General features: G+C 45.4%; 19 protein-coding genes. 12 read left to right on the top strand and 7 right to left on the bottom strand.

Annotated elements, in window-relative coordinates:
- Window positions 1-3 precede the first annotated feature (3 nt).
- The 8 genes from crcB (at window position 4) to RT084_RS08070 (ending at window position 9,125) form a co-directional block, all read left to right on the top strand.
- Window positions 4-363 carry a fluoride efflux transporter CrcB gene (gene crcB / locus RT084_RS08105; RefSeq protein ID WP_201665909.1) on the top strand — a complete coding sequence of 120 codons (360 nt, stop codon included), beginning with the start codon at window positions 4-6 and terminating at the stop codon, window positions 361-363.
- 386 nt (window positions 364-749) lie between these two features.
- Complete coding sequence (gene pstS / locus RT084_RS08100; protein ID WP_312385980.1) at window positions 750-1,910, top strand: phosphate ABC transporter substrate-binding protein PstS; 1,161 nt, start codon at window positions 750-752, stop codon at window positions 1,908-1,910.
- 146 nt (window positions 1,911-2,056) lie between these two features.
- On the top strand, window positions 2,057-3,007 hold the full coding sequence (pstC, locus tag RT084_RS08095) for a phosphate ABC transporter permease subunit PstC (protein ID WP_144918103.1): 951 nt from the start codon (window positions 2,057-2,059) through the stop codon (window positions 3,005-3,007).
- Between the two features lie 17 nt (window positions 3,008-3,024).
- A complete protein-coding gene (gene pstA, locus RT084_RS08090; protein ID WP_188874750.1) occupies window positions 3,025-3,894 on the top strand; it encodes a phosphate ABC transporter permease PstA in 870 nt (289 codons plus the stop codon).
- 61 nt (window positions 3,895-3,955) lie between these two features.
- Window positions 3,956-4,711, top strand: coding sequence for a phosphate ABC transporter ATP-binding protein PstB (gene pstB / locus RT084_RS08085; RefSeq protein ID WP_159375112.1), 756 nt, complete (start codon window positions 3,956-3,958; stop codon window positions 4,709-4,711).
- A gap of 205 nt (window positions 4,712-4,916) precedes the next feature.
- On the top strand, window positions 4,917-5,801 hold the full coding sequence (gene efeO / locus RT084_RS08080) for an iron uptake system protein EfeO (RefSeq protein ID WP_095355921.1): 885 nt from the start codon (window positions 4,917-4,919) through the stop codon (window positions 5,799-5,801).
- A gap of 79 nt (window positions 5,802-5,880) precedes the next feature.
- Window positions 5,881-7,221, top strand: a complete 1,341-nt coding sequence (gene efeB, locus RT084_RS08075; protein ID WP_312385546.1) for an iron uptake transporter deferrochelatase/peroxidase subunit — start codon at window positions 5,881-5,883, stop codon at window positions 7,219-7,221.
- Between the two features lie 107 nt (window positions 7,222-7,328).
- Window positions 7,329-9,125 carry an FTR1 family iron permease gene (locus tag RT084_RS08070; RefSeq protein ID WP_312385548.1) on the top strand — a complete coding sequence of 599 codons (1,797 nt, stop codon included), beginning with the start codon at window positions 7,329-7,331 and terminating at the stop codon, window positions 9,123-9,125.
- 113 nt (window positions 9,126-9,238) lie between these two features.
- Here the strand turns inward: RT084_RS08070 and rsfS are convergent, their stop codons facing one another.
- The 5 genes from rsfS to RT084_RS08045 all read right to left on the bottom strand — a co-directional run bounded on the left by rsfS (window position 9,239) and on the right by RT084_RS08045 (window position 15,032).
- Window positions 9,239-9,640 (bottom strand): ribosome silencing factor, encoded by a 402-nt coding sequence (gene rsfS / locus RT084_RS08065; protein WP_312385550.1) that lies wholly within the window; start codon window positions 9,638-9,640, stop codon window positions 9,239-9,241.
- A gap of 139 nt (window positions 9,641-9,779) precedes the next feature.
- Window positions 9,780-10,535: a nicotinate (nicotinamide) nucleotide adenylyltransferase gene (nadD, locus tag RT084_RS08060; RefSeq protein ID WP_312385552.1), complete on the bottom strand. Its 756-nt coding sequence runs from the start codon at window positions 10,533-10,535 to the stop codon at window positions 9,780-9,782.
- Between the two features lie 65 nt (window positions 10,536-10,600).
- Window positions 10,601-11,404: an NYN domain-containing protein gene (locus RT084_RS08055; protein WP_007115203.1), complete on the bottom strand. Its 804-nt coding sequence runs from the start codon at window positions 11,402-11,404 to the stop codon at window positions 10,601-10,603.
- 243 nt (window positions 11,405-11,647) lie between these two features.
- A complete protein-coding gene (gene pta, locus RT084_RS08050) occupies window positions 11,648-13,792 on the bottom strand; it encodes a phosphate acetyltransferase (RefSeq protein ID WP_313099042.1) in 2,145 nt (714 codons plus the stop codon).
- Window positions 13,793-13,856: 64 nt separating this feature from the next.
- Window positions 13,857-15,032, bottom strand: a complete 1,176-nt coding sequence (locus RT084_RS08045) for an acetate/propionate family kinase (RefSeq protein WP_065253289.1) — start codon at window positions 15,030-15,032, stop codon at window positions 13,857-13,859.
- A gap of 349 nt (window positions 15,033-15,381) precedes the next feature.
- Between RT084_RS08045 and lptM the strand changes: the two genes are divergently transcribed.
- The 4 genes from lptM (at window position 15,382) to xerA (ending at window position 19,199) form a co-directional block, all read left to right on the top strand.
- Complete coding sequence (gene lptM / locus RT084_RS08040; protein ID WP_313099037.1) at window positions 15,382-15,693, top strand: LPS translocon maturation chaperone LptM; 312 nt, start codon at window positions 15,382-15,384, stop codon at window positions 15,691-15,693.
- Window positions 15,683-16,990 carry a diaminopimelate decarboxylase gene (gene lysA / locus RT084_RS08035; RefSeq protein ID WP_409418430.1) on the top strand — a complete coding sequence of 436 codons (1,308 nt, stop codon included), beginning with the start codon at window positions 15,683-15,685 and terminating at the stop codon, window positions 16,988-16,990. Before lptM ends, lysA begins: the two co-directional genes overlap by 11 nt.
- Window positions 16,991-17,204: 214 nt before the next feature.
- Window positions 17,205-18,137, top strand: a complete 933-nt coding sequence (dapF, locus tag RT084_RS08030; protein ID WP_096489232.1) for a diaminopimelate epimerase — start codon at window positions 17,205-17,207, stop codon at window positions 18,135-18,137.
- A 24-nt stretch (window positions 18,138-18,161) separates the two neighbouring features.
- A complete protein-coding gene (gene xerA, locus RT084_RS08025) occupies window positions 18,162-19,199 on the top strand; it encodes a site-specific tyrosine recombinase/integron integrase (protein WP_312385559.1) in 1,038 nt (345 codons plus the stop codon).
- Window positions 19,200-19,278: 79 nt separating this feature from the next.
- Here xerA and RT084_RS08020 read toward each other — a convergent pair whose 3' ends face one another.
- A complete protein-coding gene (locus RT084_RS08020) occupies window positions 19,279-19,737 on the bottom strand; it encodes a cyclic nucleotide-binding domain-containing protein (protein WP_312385560.1) in 459 nt (152 codons plus the stop codon).
- A 17-nt stretch (window positions 19,738-19,754) separates the two neighbouring features.
- Window positions 19,755-20,780, bottom strand: a complete 1,026-nt coding sequence (locus tag RT084_RS08015) for a nitrilase-related carbon-nitrogen hydrolase (protein WP_312385561.1) — start codon at window positions 20,778-20,780, stop codon at window positions 19,755-19,757.
- Window positions 20,781-20,950 lie beyond the last annotated feature (170 nt).

The raw sequence follows: 20,950 nt of genomic DNA, 5'->3' as shown, positions 1-20,950 counted from the left end.
AAGATGCCATGGCTATGGATAGGACTGGGGGCGGGATTTGGGGCAATACTGCGCTGGTGGTTAGCCAGAATCAATAGCGTACATCCTTGGCTGCCCTATGGCACACTATTTGCCAATGTACTAGGTGGGCTGTTGATGGGCTTTGCCTTGATACTCACCCAAAAGATGCACCCAAACTTACGACTATTTATCACCACAGGGTTTTTGGGGGGACTAACAACCTTTAGTACGTTTAGTGCCGAAGTGTTTACTTTGTTGAATACCGGCAAGGTAGTGCAAGGTTTAGCCTTGATTGGCATCCATGTGCTTTTAACTTTGGTTGCGACTGCCATTGGTTTTTATAGTCTTAAGCTACTAAGTTAAGAGTTAAGAAGTTGTTAAGTTAAGAAGCTGTTAAGTTGAGAAGCAGTTAAATGGTTAATCGCTTCTTTCCCATGCACCGCTAAAAGTCGCAAAGCTTTTCAAGGCTTTGGCAATCAATAAGCGAGTTAAATGCACTTATCTAGTCTACTTATAACGTGCGCAATCGGTCAGTCATCAAATTGTCATGATACTGTCACATTTCTTTGTAATCATATACACAATTTTTATACAAACCGAATTATGATTATTATCATGACAGTTAAATTGGTCAGCATTGAGCTATCATAGTGAAAATAATCAAAGAAAGTTAAATTGTACGGTTCGTGACATTTATTTTATTCAAGCATTTTCATTGTAAACTCAAAAAATGTTTTTAGGAGCTATCCATGCGTTATTCATTATTAAGTGTTGTCGTAGCATCGACCTTAGCATTAACCGCTTGTGGCAACAAGCAAGCAGACAATAAAGCAGCGGGTGCCTCAGCGACGTCAAGCACTGCGACTACAGGCGCGGCAGGTAGCGACAAAAACGCCGTATTTACCATCACAGGTGCAGGCGCCTCTTTCCCACAACCTATCTATGCTAAATGGGCAGGTGAGTTCAAAAACGCCACTGGCGGTCAAGTGAACTACCAATCAATCGGTTCATCAGGTGGTATCAAACAAATCCAAGCCAATACCGTTGACTTTGGTGCGTCGGATGCGCCTTTAAGCAAAGAAGAGTTGGATAAAAGCGGTTTAATCCAGTTCCCAACCGTTATCGGGGGTGTTGTACCAGTTGTTAATATCGATGGTGTTGCACCCGGTCAATTAAAACTAGATGGTGCCACCCTTGCCAATATCTACTTGGGTAAAATCACTAAATGGAATGACCCAGCGATTACCGCATTAAACGCAGGCGTGACACTACCAGATGCGCCAATCACCACGATTTTCCGTTCTGACGGTTCAGGTACAACCTTTAACTTTGCAAGCTACTTAGCCGCTGTATCACCAGAATGGAAAGCAGGTCCAGGTGTAGACAAATCCATTAAATGGCCAACCGCTGCCACAGGTGCAGGTGGTAAAGGTAACGAAGGCGTGGCAAGTAACGTTACGCGTGCCAAAAACTCAATCGGTTATGTTGAGTACGCTTACGCAAAACAAAACAAAATGTCGCATACTCAGCTAAAAAATGCGGCGGGCAACTTTGTACAACCATCGGCTGAAAGCTTTGCTGCTGCGGGTAATGCAGACTGGAAAGGTACACCAGGCTTTAACATTGTATTGACTAACCAAGCAGACCCAAATGCCTGGCCAATCTCTGCGGCAACATTCATCTTAGTCCATACTAAACCAACCAACCCAGAAAACGTCAAAAATACCCTTAAATTCTTTGATTGGGCGTATTCAAGCGGTGATGAACTAGCAAAATCACTGGACTTTGTACCGTTCTCAGCAGAAAGCAAAGCTATCTTCCGTGAAGAGTGGAAGAAAGTTGTAGGGGCTGATGGTAAGCCACTATTTAGCTCAGAGGCTGCCACAGCAACTGCGTCAGCGGCAAAATAATCTCATGATGATGGTTAACAGTTAACAGGGTTAGGCATGTCAAACGATACGTAGAGCAATAAACAAGTTAATGCTCTACGTTTTTTTTTAAATTTATAGAATTAGTAACAGTAAACTAAAATTATTTTTTTGATGGCTGGGTTCTTATGTCAGATTTACACGCAAAACTCGCAAAGCAAAAACAATTAGACTGGTTGTTTGTCAACGCGACTCGTCTTTTTGCGTTTATCGTGCTGTTGTTGTTAGGTGGTATCTTAATCTCACTATTTCTTGGCGCATTGCCAAGTATGAAAGCGTTTGGCATTAACTTTTATACCAGTAAAGACTGGGATACAGGGATGGATGTATACGGCGCACTTGCACCAATCTATGGTACGTTGGTGACTTCTGTCATTGCCATTTTGATTGCGGTGCCGGTAAGTTTTGGTATTGCCATGTTTTTGACAGAGCTTTGCCCCAATTTTTTAAAACGTCCTTTGGGTATTGCCATTGAGTTGTTAGCGGGTATCCCTTCAATTATCTATGGTATGTGGGGATTTTTCGTATTTGCGCCTTGGTTTTCAGAACATGTGCAGCCTTGGTTGATTGACCATTTGGGTGATGTGCCTTATGTGGGTCGTTTATTCCAAGGTGCGCCGATGGGTATTGGTCTGTTCACCGCAAGTTTGATTTTGGCCGTCATGATTATCCCATTTATTGCATCGGTCATGCGTGACGTTTTCTCCATTACGCCAAAGATGCTTAAAGAATCTGCCTATGGTTTGGGGTCAACCACTTGGGAGGTGATGCGATACGTGGTGTTGCCTTATACCAAAGCCGGTGTGATGGGCGGTATCATTTTGGGATTGGGTCGCGCATTGGGTGAAACGATGGCAGTCACCTTTGTTATTGGTAACGCTTATAACGTCAGTCCAAGTTTGTTCCAGTCAGGGGTGTCAATCACTTCGGCATTGGCAAATGAATTTGCAGAGTCTGAAGGCTTGCACCAATCATCGCTACTACATTTAGGTTTCTTACTATTTATCATTACCTTTATTGTACTGGTGATTTCAAAATTGATGCTCAGTCGTATGGATAAAAATGCGGGTACGAAATAAGGACGCTGGGGAATACTATGACTACTACCAACATGAATCGTAATAACGCCATTTACAAACGCCGCCGTCTAAGCAATGCTTTAGGACTGGTATTTGCCGGTTTGTCCATTGTATTTGGCTTGACCTTCTTAGGTTTAATTTTATTCAAATTGTTTTTATCAGGCTCTCATGCGTTATTGACCATGCCTATTTTTACTCAAGACACGCCATCGCCAAACGAAATCGGCGGTCTTCGCAATGCGATTATCGGCTCAATCATGGTGACAGGATTAGGGCTTGTAGTCGGCACACCGATTGGTGTCATGGCAGGTATTTATCTTGCTGAATTTGCCGAAAACAGCTGGCTTGGTAAAGTCACCCGTTTTATGAACGACATTTTGCTATCCGCACCCTCGATTGTGATTGGTCTATTTATTTTTGCGTTGATGGTACAAGGTCGTAACTTCTCAGGTTGGGCAGGTGCAATGGCTTTAGCGCTATTGGTTATTCCTGTGGTGGTACGTACCACCGAAAATATGCTTCGTCTAATTCCCAATACATTGCGTGAAGCGGCTTATGCGTTAGGGACGCCAAAATGGAAACTGGTAACATCCGTTACTTTACGTGCTGCCAAAACTGGGGTGTTAACAGGTATCTTACTGGCATTTGCGCGTATCTCGGGTGAGACCGCGCCATTACTATTTACCGCGCTCAATAACCAATTCTTTAGTACCGATATGGGTCAGCCCATTGCCAACTTACCAAACGTGATTTATCAATACGCCAGCCAACCATACCCTATTTCAAACCAATTGGCTTGGGCAGGTGCGTTACTCATCACCTTGGCAGTATTAACATTGAATATTTTGGCACGTGCGCTCAGTGGTAAAGAGCAATCATCACATTGATGATCAATAGAAGATTAAAACTATTTGCTAGTATCAAACAAAATTTATTAAGGTATTCATCATGACCGCAAAAATGCAAATTCGTAATCTACAGTTTTATTACGGTAAATTTTTAGCCCTTAAAAATATCAACATCGATATCGCTGACAAAAAAGTCACCGCGTTTATTGGACCGTCAGGTTGTGGTAAATCAACGTTACTGCGTACCTTCAACCGTATGTATGACCTATACCCAGGCATGAGTGCCACGGGTGAAATTAACCTAGATGGACAAAACATCTTGGATAAATCGGTGGACGTCAACTTGCTGCGTGCTCGCGTGGGTATGGTATTCCAAAAACCAACGCCATTTCCGATGTCAATTTATGACAACGTGGCATTTGGTGTGCGTCTGTACGAAAGCTTAAGCCGTGCTGAGCTAGACGAGCGCGTTGAATGGGCGCTCAAAAAATCGGCACTATGGAATGAAGTCAAAGATAAACTTAAAGCATCGGGTCTGTCATTGTCGGGTGGTCAGCAGCAGCGTCTGTGTATCGCCCGCGGTGTGGCAACCCGTCCTGAAGTATTGCTACTAGACGAACCCACCTCGGCACTTGACCCTATCTCAACAGGCTCAATTGAAGATTTGATTTCAGACCTAAAAAATGATTACACCATCGCCATCGTCACTCACAACATGCAGCAAGCGGCACGGGTGTCTGACTATACCGCGTTTATGTACTTGGGCGAAATGATGGAAATGGGGGATACTGATAAAATGTTCACAAACCCAGACCGTAAAGAAACTGAAGAATACATCACGGGTAAATTCGGCTAGGTTATTTTGTTATTAGGCGATCTGCGCGTCATTTAGTCAATCACAATACCTCGCTACTTTGCTGCTGCGGGGTATTTTTTTGCCTAAACTTCTAAGCACAATCAAAGTAAAATAAATATTGATAACGATTCTCATTTACACTATAATTCGCAAATTGTCATTATTTTTTTTATTATTTATTCGTGTTTACTTTTAAGGATGTTTTATGTTGAGCCGTACTTTTACCTTATCAATATTACCTCTAGCGATATCTGCATTACTATTGACGGCTTGCCAAAAAACCGAACAAAAAACCGACGTAGCACCTGCTGCAAGTGCAACGACTAACGCTTCTGCAGTCACAGCGTCGGCGCAGAGCTCAGTTGATTTGAGTAAAGAAACGGCGGAATACAAAGCTTGGGTACAAACCCAAATTGATAGCTTGCTCGCCGATACCCAAAAATTTGTCGCACTGCTCGAAGCGGGTAAATTAGAAGAGGCGAAGGCGTTATACCCAAAAGTACGCATGTATTATGAGCGCTCAGAGCCGATTGCTGAAAGTTTTGGCGACCTTGACCCACGTATCGACAACCGTGAAGCCGACCTTGAGCCCAATGAAGTATGGACAGGGTTCCATGCGATTGAAAAAATCTTGTGGACACAAAATACCACCAAAGGCACTGAAAAACTGGGTAAACAACTGATTGCAGATGTCAAAGAATTGCACGCCAAAATTCCAACGGCAGAGGTCACAGGCGACTTGATGGTACAAGGTTCAGTAGATTTGCTCAATGAAGTATCAACAAGCAAAATCACCGGCGAAGAAGAAATTTTCTCGCACACAGACTTGTATGATTTTAAAGCCAATATTGAAGGCGCAGAGAAAATATTTGCCATTTTAAAACCAAAAATCCAAGCCAAAAACCCGGCGTTAGTCACGGAGCTTGAGCAAAAATTTGACGCAGTCAACCAACTACTTGCCAAACACCAAGTCGGGCAACAAGATTATAAATCCTATAAAGAGCTAACCCCTGCAGATACCAAAGCGCTAGCCGAAGCAGTGAATAAACTCGGTGAACCCTTAGCGCAGATGGGCATTGTATTGCAATAAGTGAAAGGTGAAGCAAAAAATTGCTTCACTTTACGGTTTTAGGGTGGAATAAAAAGGTCAGTAGCAAGTTAGGGGCAGTATGAAACATAGTGAATTAGATAAGCAAGCGCAAGAAACAGGGGTGGGATTAAAAACGTCAAATCGTCGCAGTTTTTTACGCCAATTTGGTGCGCTCAGTGTCGCAGGCGCAGGTTTAGCCGTGTCGGCCTGTCAGCAAAAACCAAGCGAAAACTTACCTAACTTGCAAGCTTTGGATAGTAATCAGTCCAAAGATAGCGATAAAAACGAAAATCCTAAACATGCTGGTAGTGATGCCAATACTACCAAAAATAGTTTTGCGGATGTCAAATATGATTTTTATGGCGAACACCAAGCAGGCATTACCACGCCGTCACAGCGTAATATTTATTTTTTGGTGATGGATTTACATACCGATAAGCTTGATGATGTCAAACAGATGTTCAAAGACTGGACAACCTATGCGGCCAATTTGACGCAAGGTAAAAACATCAAAGCGTACGAAAAAAACCCGTTTGTGCCCCCAACCGACACAGGCGAAGCAGACAGTATGGGCGCGTACGGATTGACGTTGACCTTTGGGATTAGCCCAAGTTTTCTAAAAAAAATGGGACTTACCCATAAGCAGCCCAAAGAATTCCAAGACTTGCCCAAGTTCCCGCGCGATCAATTACGAGAAAATTTGACGGGGGGTGATATCTGTATTCAAGCCTGCGCCGAAGATGCCCAAGTGGCGTTCCACGCGGTACGGCAACTGGTTCGCCAAGCGCGTTCTAATATTACCATGCGTTGGAGTCAGTCAGGTTTTGTTGGGTTTGATACCGGTGACCATACGCCCCGTAATTTATTCGGTTTTAAAGACGGCACTGCCAACCAAAGCACCATCAAAGCTGCGGACAAAAACTTATGGGCGGACGCGCCTGATTGGATGAAAGGCGGCACTTATTTGGTCACCCGCGTCATTCAGATGCATCTTGAAACTTGGGATCGCACCTCGCTTAAAGGTCAAGAAGATACCTTTGGTCGACATCGTGATAGCGGCGCGGCGATTGGACAAAAAGGCGAATTTGACACCTTTGATGTGCACGCCAAAGACGCGCAGGGTAAAGCAGTGATACCTGAAATTTCCCACATGGGACTGGCAAAAAGCACAGGCGTGGAGATGCTACGCCGTTCGTATTCTTACAGTAGCGGCATTAACCCAGCCACGGGGCAGTTTGATTCAGGGCTGCTGTTTATTTCATTTCAAAAATCGCCCGAGCAATTTATCATCATCCAAAATGCCCTAGGTCGTCTTGATAAAATGAATGAATACACCACCCACATTGGCAGTGGGCTATTTGCTTGTTTCGGTGGTATTCCGCAGGGTGGCTATATTGGACAAGCATTATTTGAAGCTTAAGGTTAAAATGCAACCTGCATCAGTTAAAAATAGACGGTTCAAAACACACGCTTAAAAATAGGCGGTTCAAAAAACACGCTTAAAAACAGACGGTTAAAAAGCTACTCATGAAAAACATCACCCAAAAAACCCTGCTAAGTTTTGGCCTAGCCAGTTCGCTGCTCATCACCAGTCAAGGCTTACAAGCGCAGCAACCAACGCCTGCAAGTGCACAGATAGCGACGCAAGCCAGTCAACCAGCCAGCAAAAAGTTGAATTTAAGCCCTATTTTTATCAACCTATCCGACGCGATGGCAGCGATTAAAGCCAAGGATACTTCAAAAGCCAAGGATACCCTTGCGCAAATTCAAACAGCCTTTGATGCCATAGATGCAACGGCAAAAAATTCCACACTTGGGCAACAGACAAGCCAAGCAATTGGGCAAGCCATCAGCAACCCCACAGAAGCCAATTTATCAGCCGTGTCAAATGCGTTATATGCCTTTGAAAAAGAACAAAATCCTGTGGATTACAGCGCGAAGCGAAAAGAGTTTGCCAAAAAAATGGTACCGGCGTATGACAATCTTAATCAAGTCATACAAGGTGCAGCAGCGACAGATGTCGAAGCATTACGGGCGGCTTACAACCAGTTTAATGCAGTTTGGCTAGGTAATGAGCGGGTCGTGCGCAATACCAGTATGGGGCACTACGGCAAAATCGAAACATCCATGGCGCTGATGCGAGTGGCGATTGAAACGCAACCCATTAATATGGCGCAAATCAAAACCCAATCTGCTGCGCTAAAAGACGCCATCGACAGTTATAACAAAGGTGACGTAGCCGCTGTACAAACCACACAAACAGTCACCTTGGCGGATAGTATCCAGTTACTGCGCGATGGTTTACAGGCGTTTAAAACAAACGACGCAGCAACTGGTCAAGCCAAGTTAGGCGAGTTTATTAGTATATGGCCAACGGTCGAAGGCGATGTTAGTACGCGTAACCCCAGTTTATATAATCGGGTGGAAAGTCAAATCCCGCTAGCCATGGCGAAGGGGCAAGACCCTAAACAGCAGCAAACACTGCAATCGATTATCAATGAATTGGCAGCAATCAATCCAACAGCCCAATATACCGCGGTTGACTCGATGCTGATATTGCTTCGAGAAGGGTTGGAAGCCTTATTGATTGTCATCTCGCTGTTATCGGCTTTAACCGCTGCCAAACAAGTCAAAGCCAAAAAATGGGTGTATGCTGGCGTGGCTTTTGGCTTACTTGCCAGTATCGCAGGCGCGATGGCATTACAGCTATTATTCCCTGCGGTGACTTCTGCCGCCAATCGTGAGATGTTTGAAGGGGTGATAGGCATCGTTGCGGTCATTATGATGATTGGCATTGGCGCGTGGCTGCATAGCAAATCATCCGTCCAATCATGGAACGCTTATATCAAGCGTCATATGGGACAGGCCATGACGGCAGGTAGCTTTGTGTCGTTATTTGGATTGAGCTTTTTATCCGTGTTTCGAGAAGGCGCAGAGACCATATTGTTTTATGTCGGTATATTACCCAATATCAGCATGAGTAATTTCTTAACTGGGATTGGTTTGGCGCTTGTAGCACTGGCAGCAGTGGCTTGGGCGATGCTAAAAACCTCAGTTAAATTACCGATTCCACAGTTGTTTAAAGTCTTAACTTGGGTGATTTATTTACTGGGCTTTAAGATTTTAGGTGTCAGTTTGCACGCCCTGCAATTGACAGGGTATCTGCCGATGACCGCCATGAGCCGCTTGCCCGCCATTGAATGGCTAGGATTTTACCCAACGCTACAGACATTTTTGGCACAAATCGGCTATATTATTATCCTTATTGGTATCAATCTTTGGATGAAAAACCATCAACGTCAGCAAACGGCTGCGGTGGCATAACTTTTCACCAAAGAAAATCAACGGCATAAAAAAATGGGTAAAACTTGTTTACCCATTTGGTTGTAGCGCCTAGTTCATAACGCATAGTCTAAACTAAGCTATAGACTATTATACTACGCCGTTTTTTCGATACGCTCGCGCTGGGATTGACCTTGCCATAAGCCTTCTAGGTCATAAAACGTGCGGGCTTGTGGCATCATCACATGCACCACCACAGCGCCCAAATCAATCAAGGTCCAATCACTGGTGCCTTGACCTTCCACACCAATCGGATTAAATCCTGCTTGCTTCGATTTCATCGCGACATGGTCGGCAACCGCTTTAAGGTGGCGGGTAGATGTCCCTTCGGCAATCACGATACGCTCCATGACTTCAGTCATATCAGCAACATCGAGTACGGTAATGTTTTTGGCTTTTAGATCATCCAAGGCATCTTGAACGATGTCAAGGCAAGTGGTTAACTGTTGGTGGGCAGGGTGTTGATTGACTAAACTAGCAAATTGGGTATCGGTCATAAATGCGTGGGTTCCATGGATTGGGTCATAATGATTAGGTTATAAGAGTAGCTTAAAATAGGATCATGACAATCCTAAAAAAAGTGCGCTATTTTAACAAAAATCTAACACACAGGTTATCAAAAAATGTAAATCAATATCAGGCTACATGTGGGGCATATAACTGATGCTCAACAATATACCGATAAACTTGACTCGGTAAACTTAGCCGCGCTTGCTGTCGTTGCCGAGCTTCTACGCTGTATAGCCAAGCTCTGATATCACTACTGGCGATATCAGGCACGACAAACTTATCAATATAAATATGGTTAGTGGTTTGATTTATCAAGTCTTTTGGCGAATGAATGATAAAAGGCACTAGCCGATTATCAATATTTATATTAGGGGGTTTATCCGTATTGGCCAAAGCATTTTGGTTTAAGTTTTGGTGTAAAGTGTGGCTTAAATTGTGGCTAAGGCTGCCCAAGGCAGGACGGGGTAGCACCCATAGATTGGTCAGCGAAAGCAGCTCAAAGCCGCGATACCATTTATCAAGTTGTTCAACACTGTCTTGCCCAAGGACAAAAATCAGTAGGTCATTGGGATAACGCTGTTTAAATTCACTCAAGGTATGAAAGCTATACACAGGCGGCTGACACTGCAGCTCAGTCTTATCAATCGACAAAAAAGGCACATCGTCAATCGCAAGCGCAAGCATTTCAAGGCGCTGGTGGTTGGAAGTTGGCTGGGTTTTTAGGGGCGAACCTGCGGTAGGCAATAATTTGGCGATGATATCAACGTTGGGGAAGGCGCGCATGAGCTCATGGTACACATGCGCAATCATCTGTAAATGCGCCAAATGTACCGGATCAAATGAGCCACCCAACCAGACACGAATACAGCGAGGCATTGTCATAACCACAAACCCAATATAAATTTAGGGTAAAGAAAACTAACATCCTTCATCATCACTGACACATCTTACGGTTGGTTTGGCGGTTCATCGGTTGGTACATTGCGCACAAAAATTACTTTATGCTGATTGTCATTGGGGTAGCGCTCTTGTACCTCAAAATAGCGCGGATAGGCACGTAGAAAATCACTGAATTTGTTAAAGTTAAACAAGCGCGCATCAAAATCGGGCTCGACTTTTAGCAGATAGTTTTTGACAGGTGCGATATTTGCCCAGCCTTGGTCATCCGCCATACTTGAGATGGCAAGCTTGACCAAAGTGATGGCGACATCCACAGGCTTCATCTGATTACCTTTAGTGGAGAACAGCATATCAGCAGAGTCATAAAAATCTACCGTCGAAGGGGTTTGGTTTTCTTCAAAAAACTCAAGATAAGTAAAACGGTCACAGGCTTGCACAAAAGGCTTGGGCGTGGTGCTACGACCAAAACCATACACCAATAACCCTTGCTCACGAATACGCTGGGCAAGTCGGGTAAAGTCGCTGTCAGACGACACCAAACAAAACCCATCAAAACGCTCGGTATACAACAAATCCATCGCATCAATGATTAAGCTTGCATCGGTAGCATTTTTACCCGTGGTGTAGCTAAATTGCTGGATCGGCTGAATAGAGTAGCTCAGTAACACATTTTTCCAGCTGTTTAATTGTGGGCGCGTCCAATCACCATACGCGCGTCGAACGCTACTAATCCCGAGCGTGGCAATTTCAGACAACAGCGCATCAAGATGATTGACTGACGCATTGTCAGCATCAATCAATACGGCAAGTCGGGCGTCAACGCTCGTTGAATAGTTCTGCGAATGTGCCATGTTGGTCACCCAGCGATAAAGTTAGATGTGGTTGAGCGACATTTTACCATAAAGCAATTTTTGGGCATAACAGATTGTGGCGCACTAGCCTAGTGGTGGGAAAATAGCCTATTCAGCGAAAAATAGGCGAGTGGTTGCACAGTAGCCTTGCATTGCATTTAAGCTGATATCCTGTGTGACAGGCAATTGTGACAGACAACAAAAAGGTGAGTGTCAAACTCACCTTTTTTTAAATATAAACGCTTAAAACTCACCGCTATCGGCTTGAACGGCTGTGAGCGCAATGGTATAGACAATATCTTCAACCAAGGCGCCACGCGACAAGTCATTCACAGGCTTATTTAAGCCTTGCAGCATAGGACCGACGCTTACCACGTTAGCAGAGCGCTGCACCGCTTTATAAGTGGTATTGCCAGTGTTCAAATCTGGGAAGATAAACACATTGGCTTGACCTGCCACCAGCGAGTTTGGCGCTTTGGACTTTGCCACGCTTGCGACACTGGCAGCGTCATATTGTAACGGCCCATCAATGAGTAAATCAGGTGCTTTGGCTTTGGCGATTTCGGTGGCTTGACGCACTTTATCCACGTCTGCGCCTTCACCTGATGAACCCGTCGAGTAACTAATCATGGCAACTTTGGGTTCGATACCAAACGCTTTGGCAGATTGGGCGGATTGTAGGGCGATTTCAGCCAACTGTTCTGCGGTAGGGTCTGGGTTGATGGCACAGTCACCATACACCACCACTTGCTCAGGCAGTAGCATAAAGAAAATTGACGAAACCAGTGAATACTGCGGCGCTGTTTTAATTAACTGAAACGCAGGGCGGACGGTATTGGCGGTGGTATGTACGGCGCCAGATACCAGACCATCGACTTCACCCAAGTGCAGCATCATGGTACCCAGTACGACGGTGTCTTTGAGCTGCTCACGGGCTTGTAGTTCATCGAGTTTGCCTTTACGGCGCTCAACCATAGGCTTGACGTACTTGTCAATCAAGGTCTCTGGGTCAAGAATCTGCAGGCCTTCAGGTAGGGTGAGCCCCAAGTTCTTGGCAACCTCTTCGACCTCACTGCGTTTGGCAAGTAAGATACAATGGGCAATACCACGATTTTGACAGATGACCGCCGCTTCAACCGTACGTGGCTCATTGCCCTCAGGCAATACGATGGTTTTTTTGGCGGCTTGGGCTTTTTTGACCAAGGTATGACGAAAAGCCGAAGGCGAGAGTTTGCGGTTGTTGTTGCCTTGACTAAAAGTGGTTTTGATCCAGTCCAAATCCAAATGCGCGGCGACAAAATCGGTGACTTCACTGGCGCGAGTGGTATCATCTGCGGGGATTTCATGGCTGATGTGGTTAAGTTTGGTAACAGTATCAAAGCTGTCAGTGTCAACCAGCATCACAGGAATCCCTGTTTTTAGAGCGGGGCGACACAGATTGATAATCTTTTGGTTCGGCACGATACCGCCTGTCAGAATAAGACCTGCTAGCGGTACACCATTCATGGTGCTAAGCGCAGTCGCCAAAATCAAATCGTCTCGGTCGCCTGCCGTCACCAGTAAGTTACCACGGGTGAAAGAATCTTCAATATTGGCAACGGTACGCGCAACCAGTAAAGTATTGAGCACACGACGGTTTTTGGCGTCGCCTTCATTGAGCCATTTGGCATCAAGCTCACGAGCCACATCCCAGGTACGGGGGACACTTAAGGTGTTACTAAAAGGCACTACGCCAATCAAGCGAAATTTATCGGAGTCAAAATAAGGCGAGTGGGATTTAATCGCCTGTAACTGCTCCGCTGCCAAATCAACTTTGGCTTTACCCGGCGCGACGGGTGCTTCATCATAGTGGTTGTCCACGTTTTTGACGCGCATCAAAATCGTGCCTAATGTGCGCTCGCTTGCCATACCGCCAAAATCACGGGCAAAAATATCTAGCTTGTCTACCAAACTATCAGGGTTTGCAATATCGCCACTACTGACCAAGATGACTTTGGCATCTAGCGCGTTGACGATGGCTAAATTCACCAATTCCGCATAACTTGAATCATTGTCGGCAGCCAGACCTTCACAGACGATAACGTCATATTGCTCAGCCAATGCTTGGTGTTTGGCAACCACTTCTTCCATCAAGTCATCTAACTGACCATCCCCAATCACGCGCTCTAAGCGGCTACGGTCAATGGATGTTGGCGGGTTTAAGTTAAAGGCATGTTTTGCAAGCACACTTGAGCTGTCATCACTCTCATGATTGGCGGTGGTATTTTGGCTAAAGGGTTTTAAAAATCCTGCTTTTAGCCCGATATAATCCAGTGCACGGATAAAACCCAAACAAGCTGAGGTCAAGCCAATGCCGCTACTGGTAGGCACAAATAAAATAGTTTGCATGATAGTTCCTATTTGTTATTTTATTCAAACTAAAAACCCTGATGGGTCATCAGGGTGAGAGGGTTTATAAACCTAAGACTTCTTTGGTTTCTTTGGCGATTTGGTATTCTTCATCGGTCGGAATCACCCACAATTGCAGTTGGCTGTCGGCTTGGTGGAAGCTACCTTCTACGCCACGAGAGAGCGCGGCATTTTTGTCAAGGTTCGCTTTGATGCCAAAATGCGGCAAGTTTTGTAAGATTTTTTGGCGAATTGAGGCGCTGTTTTCACCGATACCGCCGGTAAATACCAAGCCAGTGAAGGTCGGTAATGCACAGCTGAGAGAGGCGATATAACGGGCTGCCTTATAACAGAAAATTTCGATGGCAAGTTTGGCATCTTCGTTGCCTTCGTTGGCGGCTTGCTCCACCGTGCGCATGTCGCTTGAGATACCTGAAATGCCCAACAACCCGCTTTGTTTATTTAAAATCGTATCAATTTGGTCAAGGCTATAGCCCAAAATACGGTGTAAATGAATATGCAAACTTGGGTCAACATCACCACTGCGCGTACCCATGACCACACCTTCCAGCGGGGTCAGACCCATGCTGGTGTCCAGACTTTTGCCATCATACACGGCGGTTAACGAGCAACCATTGCCCAAATGCACCGTAATCCAACCATTGGCTTGGTTGTGAGGGGCTAGGCTGTCAGCGCGGTGGCTGACATAGGCGTGCGAGCTACCATGAAAGCCATAGCGACGGATATAATGCTCATTGTACAAATCTTTTGGAATGGCGTAGCGGTAGGCTTTGGCAGGCATGGTTTGGTGAAAGGCGGTATCAAACACGACCACTTGCGGCAAATCTGGGTAAATTTTTTCCACCGCCTCAATACCTAAGGCATGGGCAGGGTTGTGCAGGGGCGCCAATACTTTTAGCCGTTTGACTTCCGCCAAGACATGGTCATTGACTTTTTCGGCATGAGAAAACTCACGCCCGCCATGCACCACACGGTGACCCACGGCAACGGGTTTGTAAGCGGCTAATAAACCTAATATTTTTTGCAGCGCCCATTGGTGATTAGCGCCTGCCAAAGAGATTTCGACTTTTTCCCCATTGAGGTCAGTGTGTTTGATACGCGCTGTATCTAAGCCCAAGTTCTCCGCAAGACCGGCAACGCGCTCGCTGCTGTCATTGCTTAATAACGCGTATTTGATTGACGAAGACCCACAATTAAGTACTAAGATCGGATTTTGCATGGCTGTTCCTTTAGACAAGATCTTGTGCATTCCTTGCAACAAGCCCCTTCCTAACTGGATTAAATTTTAAGCTATCCTTGCCTTCAGTAATTTATTGTAGATTAAAAAAAATGTATTGTGGTAATTTTTTGCCAAATTTTTGTTGTCATCATTATAGCGAAAAAGCATACCACAACAACGATAGTTTCAACAGAATGAAAAATTAACAAAAATCATCGATTTAACGCTCATCTTTAGTAAGGTGAGAAATAAGGTGAGATAATTGCTTATAAAACGCAAAAACAGCTACAATAACCCCATCGCAAATTTTATTTTTACACTTATTTTTTTCTTAAACTTAAGGGCATTCATGCAAATTTCAAAACTATCCGCAACAATGACCGTGCTGACGGTGATGTTGGCAACTCATATGCTGACAGGATGTGGGCAAAAAGGGGCATTATACCTACCCACCAACCATAGCCAACAAGTAGTCGATGCTGCCGCCAAACCGACTAGCACCACTGCCAATGCCTCTGATACCAAAGTCGATGTCAACATCCAAGATCCCAACGTCATGATTGATAATAGTGCAGCCCCAACGCCGCAATCAGCGCCTCACTCAGCGACCACGCCATCGGTGCCATCTGTGCCATCGGTTGGAGGTAAAAATGATTACTGATGATGCAGCTGCAAGTTTAGCGATCAACCCGACCGAACACGTCAAGTCAATCAACTGTCTGAGTTATGATGGCACTGCCTTGATGATGGATGGCGTCAGTCTTGCGGATATCGCAAAGACCTTCGGCACACCGACCTATGTGTATAGTCAGCAGTCGATTTTGGCAGCCTATAAAGCTTATGATGATAGTTTTACTGAGATTGAGCATCAGATTTGTTATGCGGTAAAAGCCAATAGTAACCTTGCGGTATTAAACGAACTTGCTAAAGCAGGGGCAGGGTTTGATATTGTTACAGGGGGCGAGCTTGCGCGGGTTTTGGTTGCGGGCGGCGACCCCAAAAAAATCGTATTTTCAGGACTTGGCAAAACCGCCGAAGATATCCGCACTGCCCTTGAAGTAGGGATTGCTTGCTTTAATGTCGAATCAGAAGCTGAGCTGTACCGCATCAATGCAGTGGCAGGCAAACTACAGCAGCAAGCGCCAATTTCGCTACGCGTCAATCCCAACGTCGACGCGCAAACCCATCCATATATCTCCACAGGGCTCAAAGAAAATAAATTCGGCATTACCCATGAAGATGCGCCCCGTATCTACCAAATTGCCCATGACTTACCGCACTTAAAAGTCGTCGGTATTGATTGTCATATTGGCTCGCAGTTGACCCAAGTTCAGCCTTTTATGGATGCATTGGATAAAGTCATTGAGATGATTCACGCACTTGCCAAGCAAGGTATTGCGCTTGAGCATATTGATTTGGGGGGTGGCTTGGGTGTGCAGTATATTGACGAAGACGTTGCAAGTATTGAAGAATTTGCGCAGTTACTGTTACCAAAACTGAAAACTTTAGGCTTAACACTCTATTTAGAGCCAGGTCGTAGCATCGTTGCCAATGCAGGTGTATTGTTGACCCGCGTGGATATTTTAAAACCTACCGAACACAAAAATTTTGCCATTGTCGATGCCGCGATGAATGATTTGATTCGTCCGGCACTTTATCAGTCAGAGATGGCGGTCATCCCCACACAGTTGAACTCACCGGTTGAACCCAAAGTATGGGATATGGTCGGGGCGATTTGTGAGACGGGCGACTTTTTGGCAAAAAACCGTGTGTTAGCGTTGGCTGACAATGATATCCTAGCCATCACAGGCGCAGGGGCGTATGGGTTTGTAATGTCGAGCAATTACAATAGCCGCCCTCGTGCTTGTGAAATCTTGGTCAAAGATGGTCACGCTCATGTGATTCGCGAGCGTGAAACGGTTGAGAGCCTTTGGCAAAAAGAAAAATTGGTAGATTAAATCTATCCTATAAGGTTTGCTGGCTTTGCTGGCAACGCTAAGCCTTATTTGTCCCGCTGAGCCCAAAACCTTAGAAACTGAAACCAAAACCTTAGTAACCGAGCCCAAATTTGCTTGACTTGCTAAGGTTTTTTTGTTCCTCAATTACCTTATAAAAAATCAGCTATCATGATAAGATAGCGTGCATAAATCAAAATAATTTTAAGGAATAACAATGTTAATTGAATTTACCAAAATGCATGGACTGGGGAATGACTTTATGGTCATTGACCTAGTCACACAGCGACTTCACTTGACCAAAGAGTTGGTAGCGTTGTTAGGGGATAGACACTTAGGCATTGGCTTTGACCAGTTGCTGATTGTTGAGCCGCCAAGCCGCCCTGATGTCGATTTTCGCTATCGTATTTTTAACAAAGATGGCAGTGAAGTGCAGCAATGCGGCAATGGCGCTAGATGTTTTGCCCGCTTTGTGCAGGCGCGTAAATTGTCATTTAAACAGCGTATTCGGGTGGAAACCGCCAGCGGTATTATCACCCTTAGCACCGATGATTATGGCTGGGTAAAAGTGGATATGGGAAAACCAAAATTCGAGCCCGATGAGATTCCTTTTACCCCCAAAACCATTACTAAAGTTCAAAACTCATATCGGCTCAATGTGGATGGTACGCCTGTGACACTCTATGTCGCCAATATGGGCAATCCCCATGCCGTCATCAAAGTAGATGATGTATTGACCGCTGAGGTGGAAAAACTCGGTAAAGCGATTGAGAGCCACCCTGCATTTCCTGAGCGTGTCAATGTGGGGTTTATGCAGGTGATGAATAATCGCCATATCCGTCTACGCGTCTATGAGCGCGGCGTGGGCGAAACGCAAGCCTGTGGTACGGGCGCGTGTGCTGCCGTTGCCACAGGGGTGCGTGAAGGCTGGCTAGATGAAGGCGTGGATATTCGAGCCCAGTTGTATGGCGGCAGTTTGGTGATTCGTTGGCAAGAAGGCTATCCTGTGTATATGACCGGTCCTGCGACCTTTGTGTACGAAGGGGTGTTTAGTCCTGAGGGTTTGATGGCAGGTGCGGGGCTGAAATTTGCGCCGGCGCAATCAAGTGAGGAACATCGCTCAGATGAGGGACATCCTTACCATGAATAGACCCCAACCTCGCTAACCGACACTATGCCAACTAGCCGTAGCCTAAGTCAAGGCAAAAATAGTCAAGGGAAAAATCAGCGCAACCGTGTAGGCAAATCAGCAAACGATGATTTGCCCACCCACTTAACGCCGCATGAGGAAGTGACTGCGCTCAACACGGATGACCAAGCTTTGGTAGATCGCTGGCTTGCTGAGCTAAGTAGTAAGCGTTATAGCGCGGCGACTATCAAAAGTTATCGCCAAGCGCTACAGCCTTTTTTGGCGTATTGCTATGAGCAACAGACCGAGCTTTGTCACATCACCCGTCAGCAGTTGTCAGACTTCCTAATTCAACGATTGGATGTCGATAAAATATCCAAATCCAGTAGTCAATATGAACTGACCGTGTTGCGTCAACTTTATAAATGGTTGATTGCTCAGCAGCTGATGACACTAAATCCCACCACGACCATACGTCTCAAACGCGCCCCGAGACCCTTGCCCACATTACTTGATATCGATATATTATCCCAGTTATTAGACCAAGCTGCGCCAGAAGATAGCCATGAAGCGCGGTTATGGATTCGCGATAAAGCCATGCTAGAATTACTGTATGGCAGTGGTTTACGGGTTGGCGAGCTAGTGGGACTCAATATGTCTGATATCGACAAATCACAGCGGCTGTTACGAGTACTGGGTAAAGGCGGAAAAACGCGCATCGTACCGATTGGCGAAAAAGCCTGGCAGGCACTCATCAACTATTTGCCGCATCGCTCGCTGTGGGTGGAGGAGCAAGACCCTGCGGTATTTGTCAGTGAGCGTTATGGGACGCGTATCTCAACGCGCACCGTGCAGCTGCGTATCAAGCTACAGGCTAAACGAGCAGGCATCGCACAAGACTTATACCCGCATTTGCTAAGACACTGTTTTGCGTCACATATTTTAAGTGATAGTGGTGATTTGCGTGGCGTTCAAGAACTGCTAGGACACAGTGATATTAGTACCACACAGATTTATACCCATTTGGATTTTGGGCATTTATCGCAAGTGTATGACAAAGCGCATCCCCGCTCACGACGATAGCGCACAATAGTAGGCAGGTTAAGCAGTAATATTAGGCATGGAAAAAATATTAAGCCTAGCCACCTTAAGCTTAGCCATATTAAGCATTTACCGCGCGAGTCAAATGCTCAGAAGTACGGCGAAGATTAAGGCTCAAGATAATCGCTAAGCCACGCAGCATCTCAACACCGATACGAGGATAATCTGATAAAAGTCGCTCAAAGTCAGCGCGGGACAAGGTGACAAGCGCACACAGGCTGGCGGCTTTAATGGTAGCGGAGCGAGTTAATAAATCTAACAGTGCCATTTCACCGGTACTTTCGCCCGCCCGAATTTCACCGACTTTAATTTCTACCCCTGAAGGGCTGTATTTAATGACTGATAGCTCCCCAATCAGCAAAAACGCCATAAAATCGCCATGCTCGCCTTCCGTAAATAATACTTCTTGCGGACTCAACTGTTTAAAATGCAATGAGTTCTCGACCACTTGAAACATATAAGGATCAAGACGGCTAAAAATTGGGCTATTCTTTAAATATTCAAAAAGTGGATTATCCATTTTTCGCTTAAGGGTCGTTAGATATTATTTGCTATGATATTCAATTTTTGACATTCGAGCAACGCAATATTCTGCCGAGTTATTTGCTGCGCATCCGCATCAAAGTCAGCAAAAATCACGCTCGGCGCTTGTTGGTAAAAGGTTGTCTTATCAGCAGTTTGGTCAAGCTGTTGGCGATTATCTGACTTAGGCAGCCAGCTTGCTGCTTTGGCGGATAAAGGTAAATGCGCTAAATTGTTAGTGATATCAAAATCTCGGGTTACTGCATCATTTGCTGCGTCGGTTGCTGCATTGATTTTTTGTGTCAAAACGCGCTCACCATCACTGCTGATAAATTCGCTATGCCCCCAAGTGCTGCGAACGTTGCTAGGCGCTGAGGGATTGACCACATGGTCACCCGTCTGACCTGCGCCAATGACCATGCACTGACTATCGAGCGCCCTTGCGGTGAGTAGCGCATGCCAATGTGCTTTCCCTGTTTGGTAGGTAAACGCCGAAGGCGCGGTCAATATATCTGCGCCTAGTTCGCGTAGTTTGACCGCAAGGGTGGGGAAACGAATATCAAAACATACCATCATGCCGACCTTGCCAAACTCGGTATCCGCCACAATGAGCGCATTACCGGCTTCGAAGGTTCTACCTTCATCATAGTTGCCTGTGCTATCATTGACGGTGGCTTTGAACAAATGAATTTTGTCATAGCGCGCTAAGCAGTCGCCAGCAGGGTCAAATAATAGTGAGCTTTGCCGAAGTTTGCCGTCAGCCACAGGCGTACCATCAGGTCGATACGGGCAGGGCAAGGTTCCTGCCAGCAGATACACACCGTAGTGACGGGCAGCCTGTGCCGACCAAGCTTTTAAGGCATCAAAATATTGACTGGCAAAACCCTGTTTGCCAAAACAAAAAGCGTTTTCTGGCAAAATCACCATGCGGGTGCCGCGTTCACTGGCAATTTTAATACCTAATTCAATAGATTGAAGATTTGCTAAGATATCGGTCTGGCTATTGAGTTCAATAATCGCAAATTTTGTCAGTTTTGTCATGGTTTGATTTCGTAAGCAAAAAATTTAGGGAAATTTGTGGGTGCTGCAGCTAAGTAAAGCTAAGCACAGTTAAGCTAAGTGCAGATAATTAATATACGGCTGAATGTCAAAAAATACTAGCATATCTTGTTGAAACAATACTAAACTAGCAACCTAGCAGAGCATGAACA

The organism is Moraxella sp. CTOTU48717, assembly GCF_032057165.1.
Lineage (GTDB): Bacteria > Pseudomonadota > Gammaproteobacteria > Pseudomonadales > Moraxellaceae > Faucicola > Faucicola tetraodonis.
The sequence above is the reverse complement of the archived record's forward strand: the minus strand, read 5'-3'. Positions and strand labels throughout refer to the sequence as shown.

Coding starts and splice junctions, on each gene's coding strand:
- pta (WP_313099042.1), bottom strand. CDS start 13,792: ATGCAAACTATTTTATTTGTGCCTACCAGTAGCGGCATTGGCTTGACC.
- crcB (WP_201665909.1), top strand. CDS start 4: ATGCCATGGCTATGGATAGGACTGGGGGCGGGATTTGGGGCAATACTG.
- lysA (WP_409418430.1), top strand. CDS start 15,683: ATGATTACTGATGATGCAGCTGCAAGTTTAGCGATCAACCCGACCGAA.
- RT084_RS08070 (WP_312385548.1), top strand. CDS start 7,329: ATGAAAAACATCACCCAAAAAACCCTGCTAAGTTTTGGCCTAGCCAGT.
- RT084_RS08015 (WP_312385561.1), bottom strand. CDS start 20,780: ATGACAAAACTGACAAAATTTGCGATTATTGAACTCAATAGCCAGACC.
- pstC (WP_144918103.1), top strand. CDS start 2,057: ATGTCAGATTTACACGCAAAACTCGCAAAGCAAAAACAATTAGACTGG.
- efeO (WP_095355921.1), top strand. CDS start 4,917: ATGTTGAGCCGTACTTTTACCTTATCAATATTACCTCTAGCGATATCT.
- RT084_RS08055 (WP_007115203.1), bottom strand. CDS start 11,404: ATGGCACATTCGCAGAACTATTCAACGAGCGTTGACGCCCGACTTGCC.
- pstS (WP_312385980.1), top strand. CDS start 750: ATGCGTTATTCATTATTAAGTGTTGTCGTAGCATCGACCTTAGCATTA.
- pstA (WP_188874750.1), top strand. CDS start 3,025: ATGACTACTACCAACATGAATCGTAATAACGCCATTTACAAACGCCGC.
- nadD (WP_312385552.1), bottom strand. CDS start 10,535: ATGACAATGCCTCGCTGTATTCGTGTCTGGTTGGGTGGCTCATTTGAT.
- xerA (WP_312385559.1), top strand. CDS start 18,162: ATGCCAACTAGCCGTAGCCTAAGTCAAGGCAAAAATAGTCAAGGGAAA.
- RT084_RS08045 (WP_065253289.1), bottom strand. CDS start 15,032: ATGCAAAATCCGATCTTAGTACTTAATTGTGGGTCTTCGTCAATCAAA.
- lptM (WP_313099037.1), top strand. CDS start 15,382: ATGCAAATTTCAAAACTATCCGCAACAATGACCGTGCTGACGGTGATG.
- rsfS (WP_312385550.1), bottom strand. CDS start 9,640: ATGACCGATACCCAATTTGCTAGTTTAGTCAATCAACACCCTGCCCAC.
- pstB (WP_159375112.1), top strand. CDS start 3,956: ATGACCGCAAAAATGCAAATTCGTAATCTACAGTTTTATTACGGTAAA.
- efeB (WP_312385546.1), top strand. CDS start 5,881: ATGAAACATAGTGAATTAGATAAGCAAGCGCAAGAAACAGGGGTGGGA.
- RT084_RS08020 (WP_312385560.1), bottom strand. CDS start 19,737: ATGGATAATCCACTTTTTGAATATTTAAAGAATAGCCCAATTTTTAGC.
- dapF (WP_096489232.1), top strand. CDS start 17,205: ATGTTAATTGAATTTACCAAAATGCATGGACTGGGGAATGACTTTATG.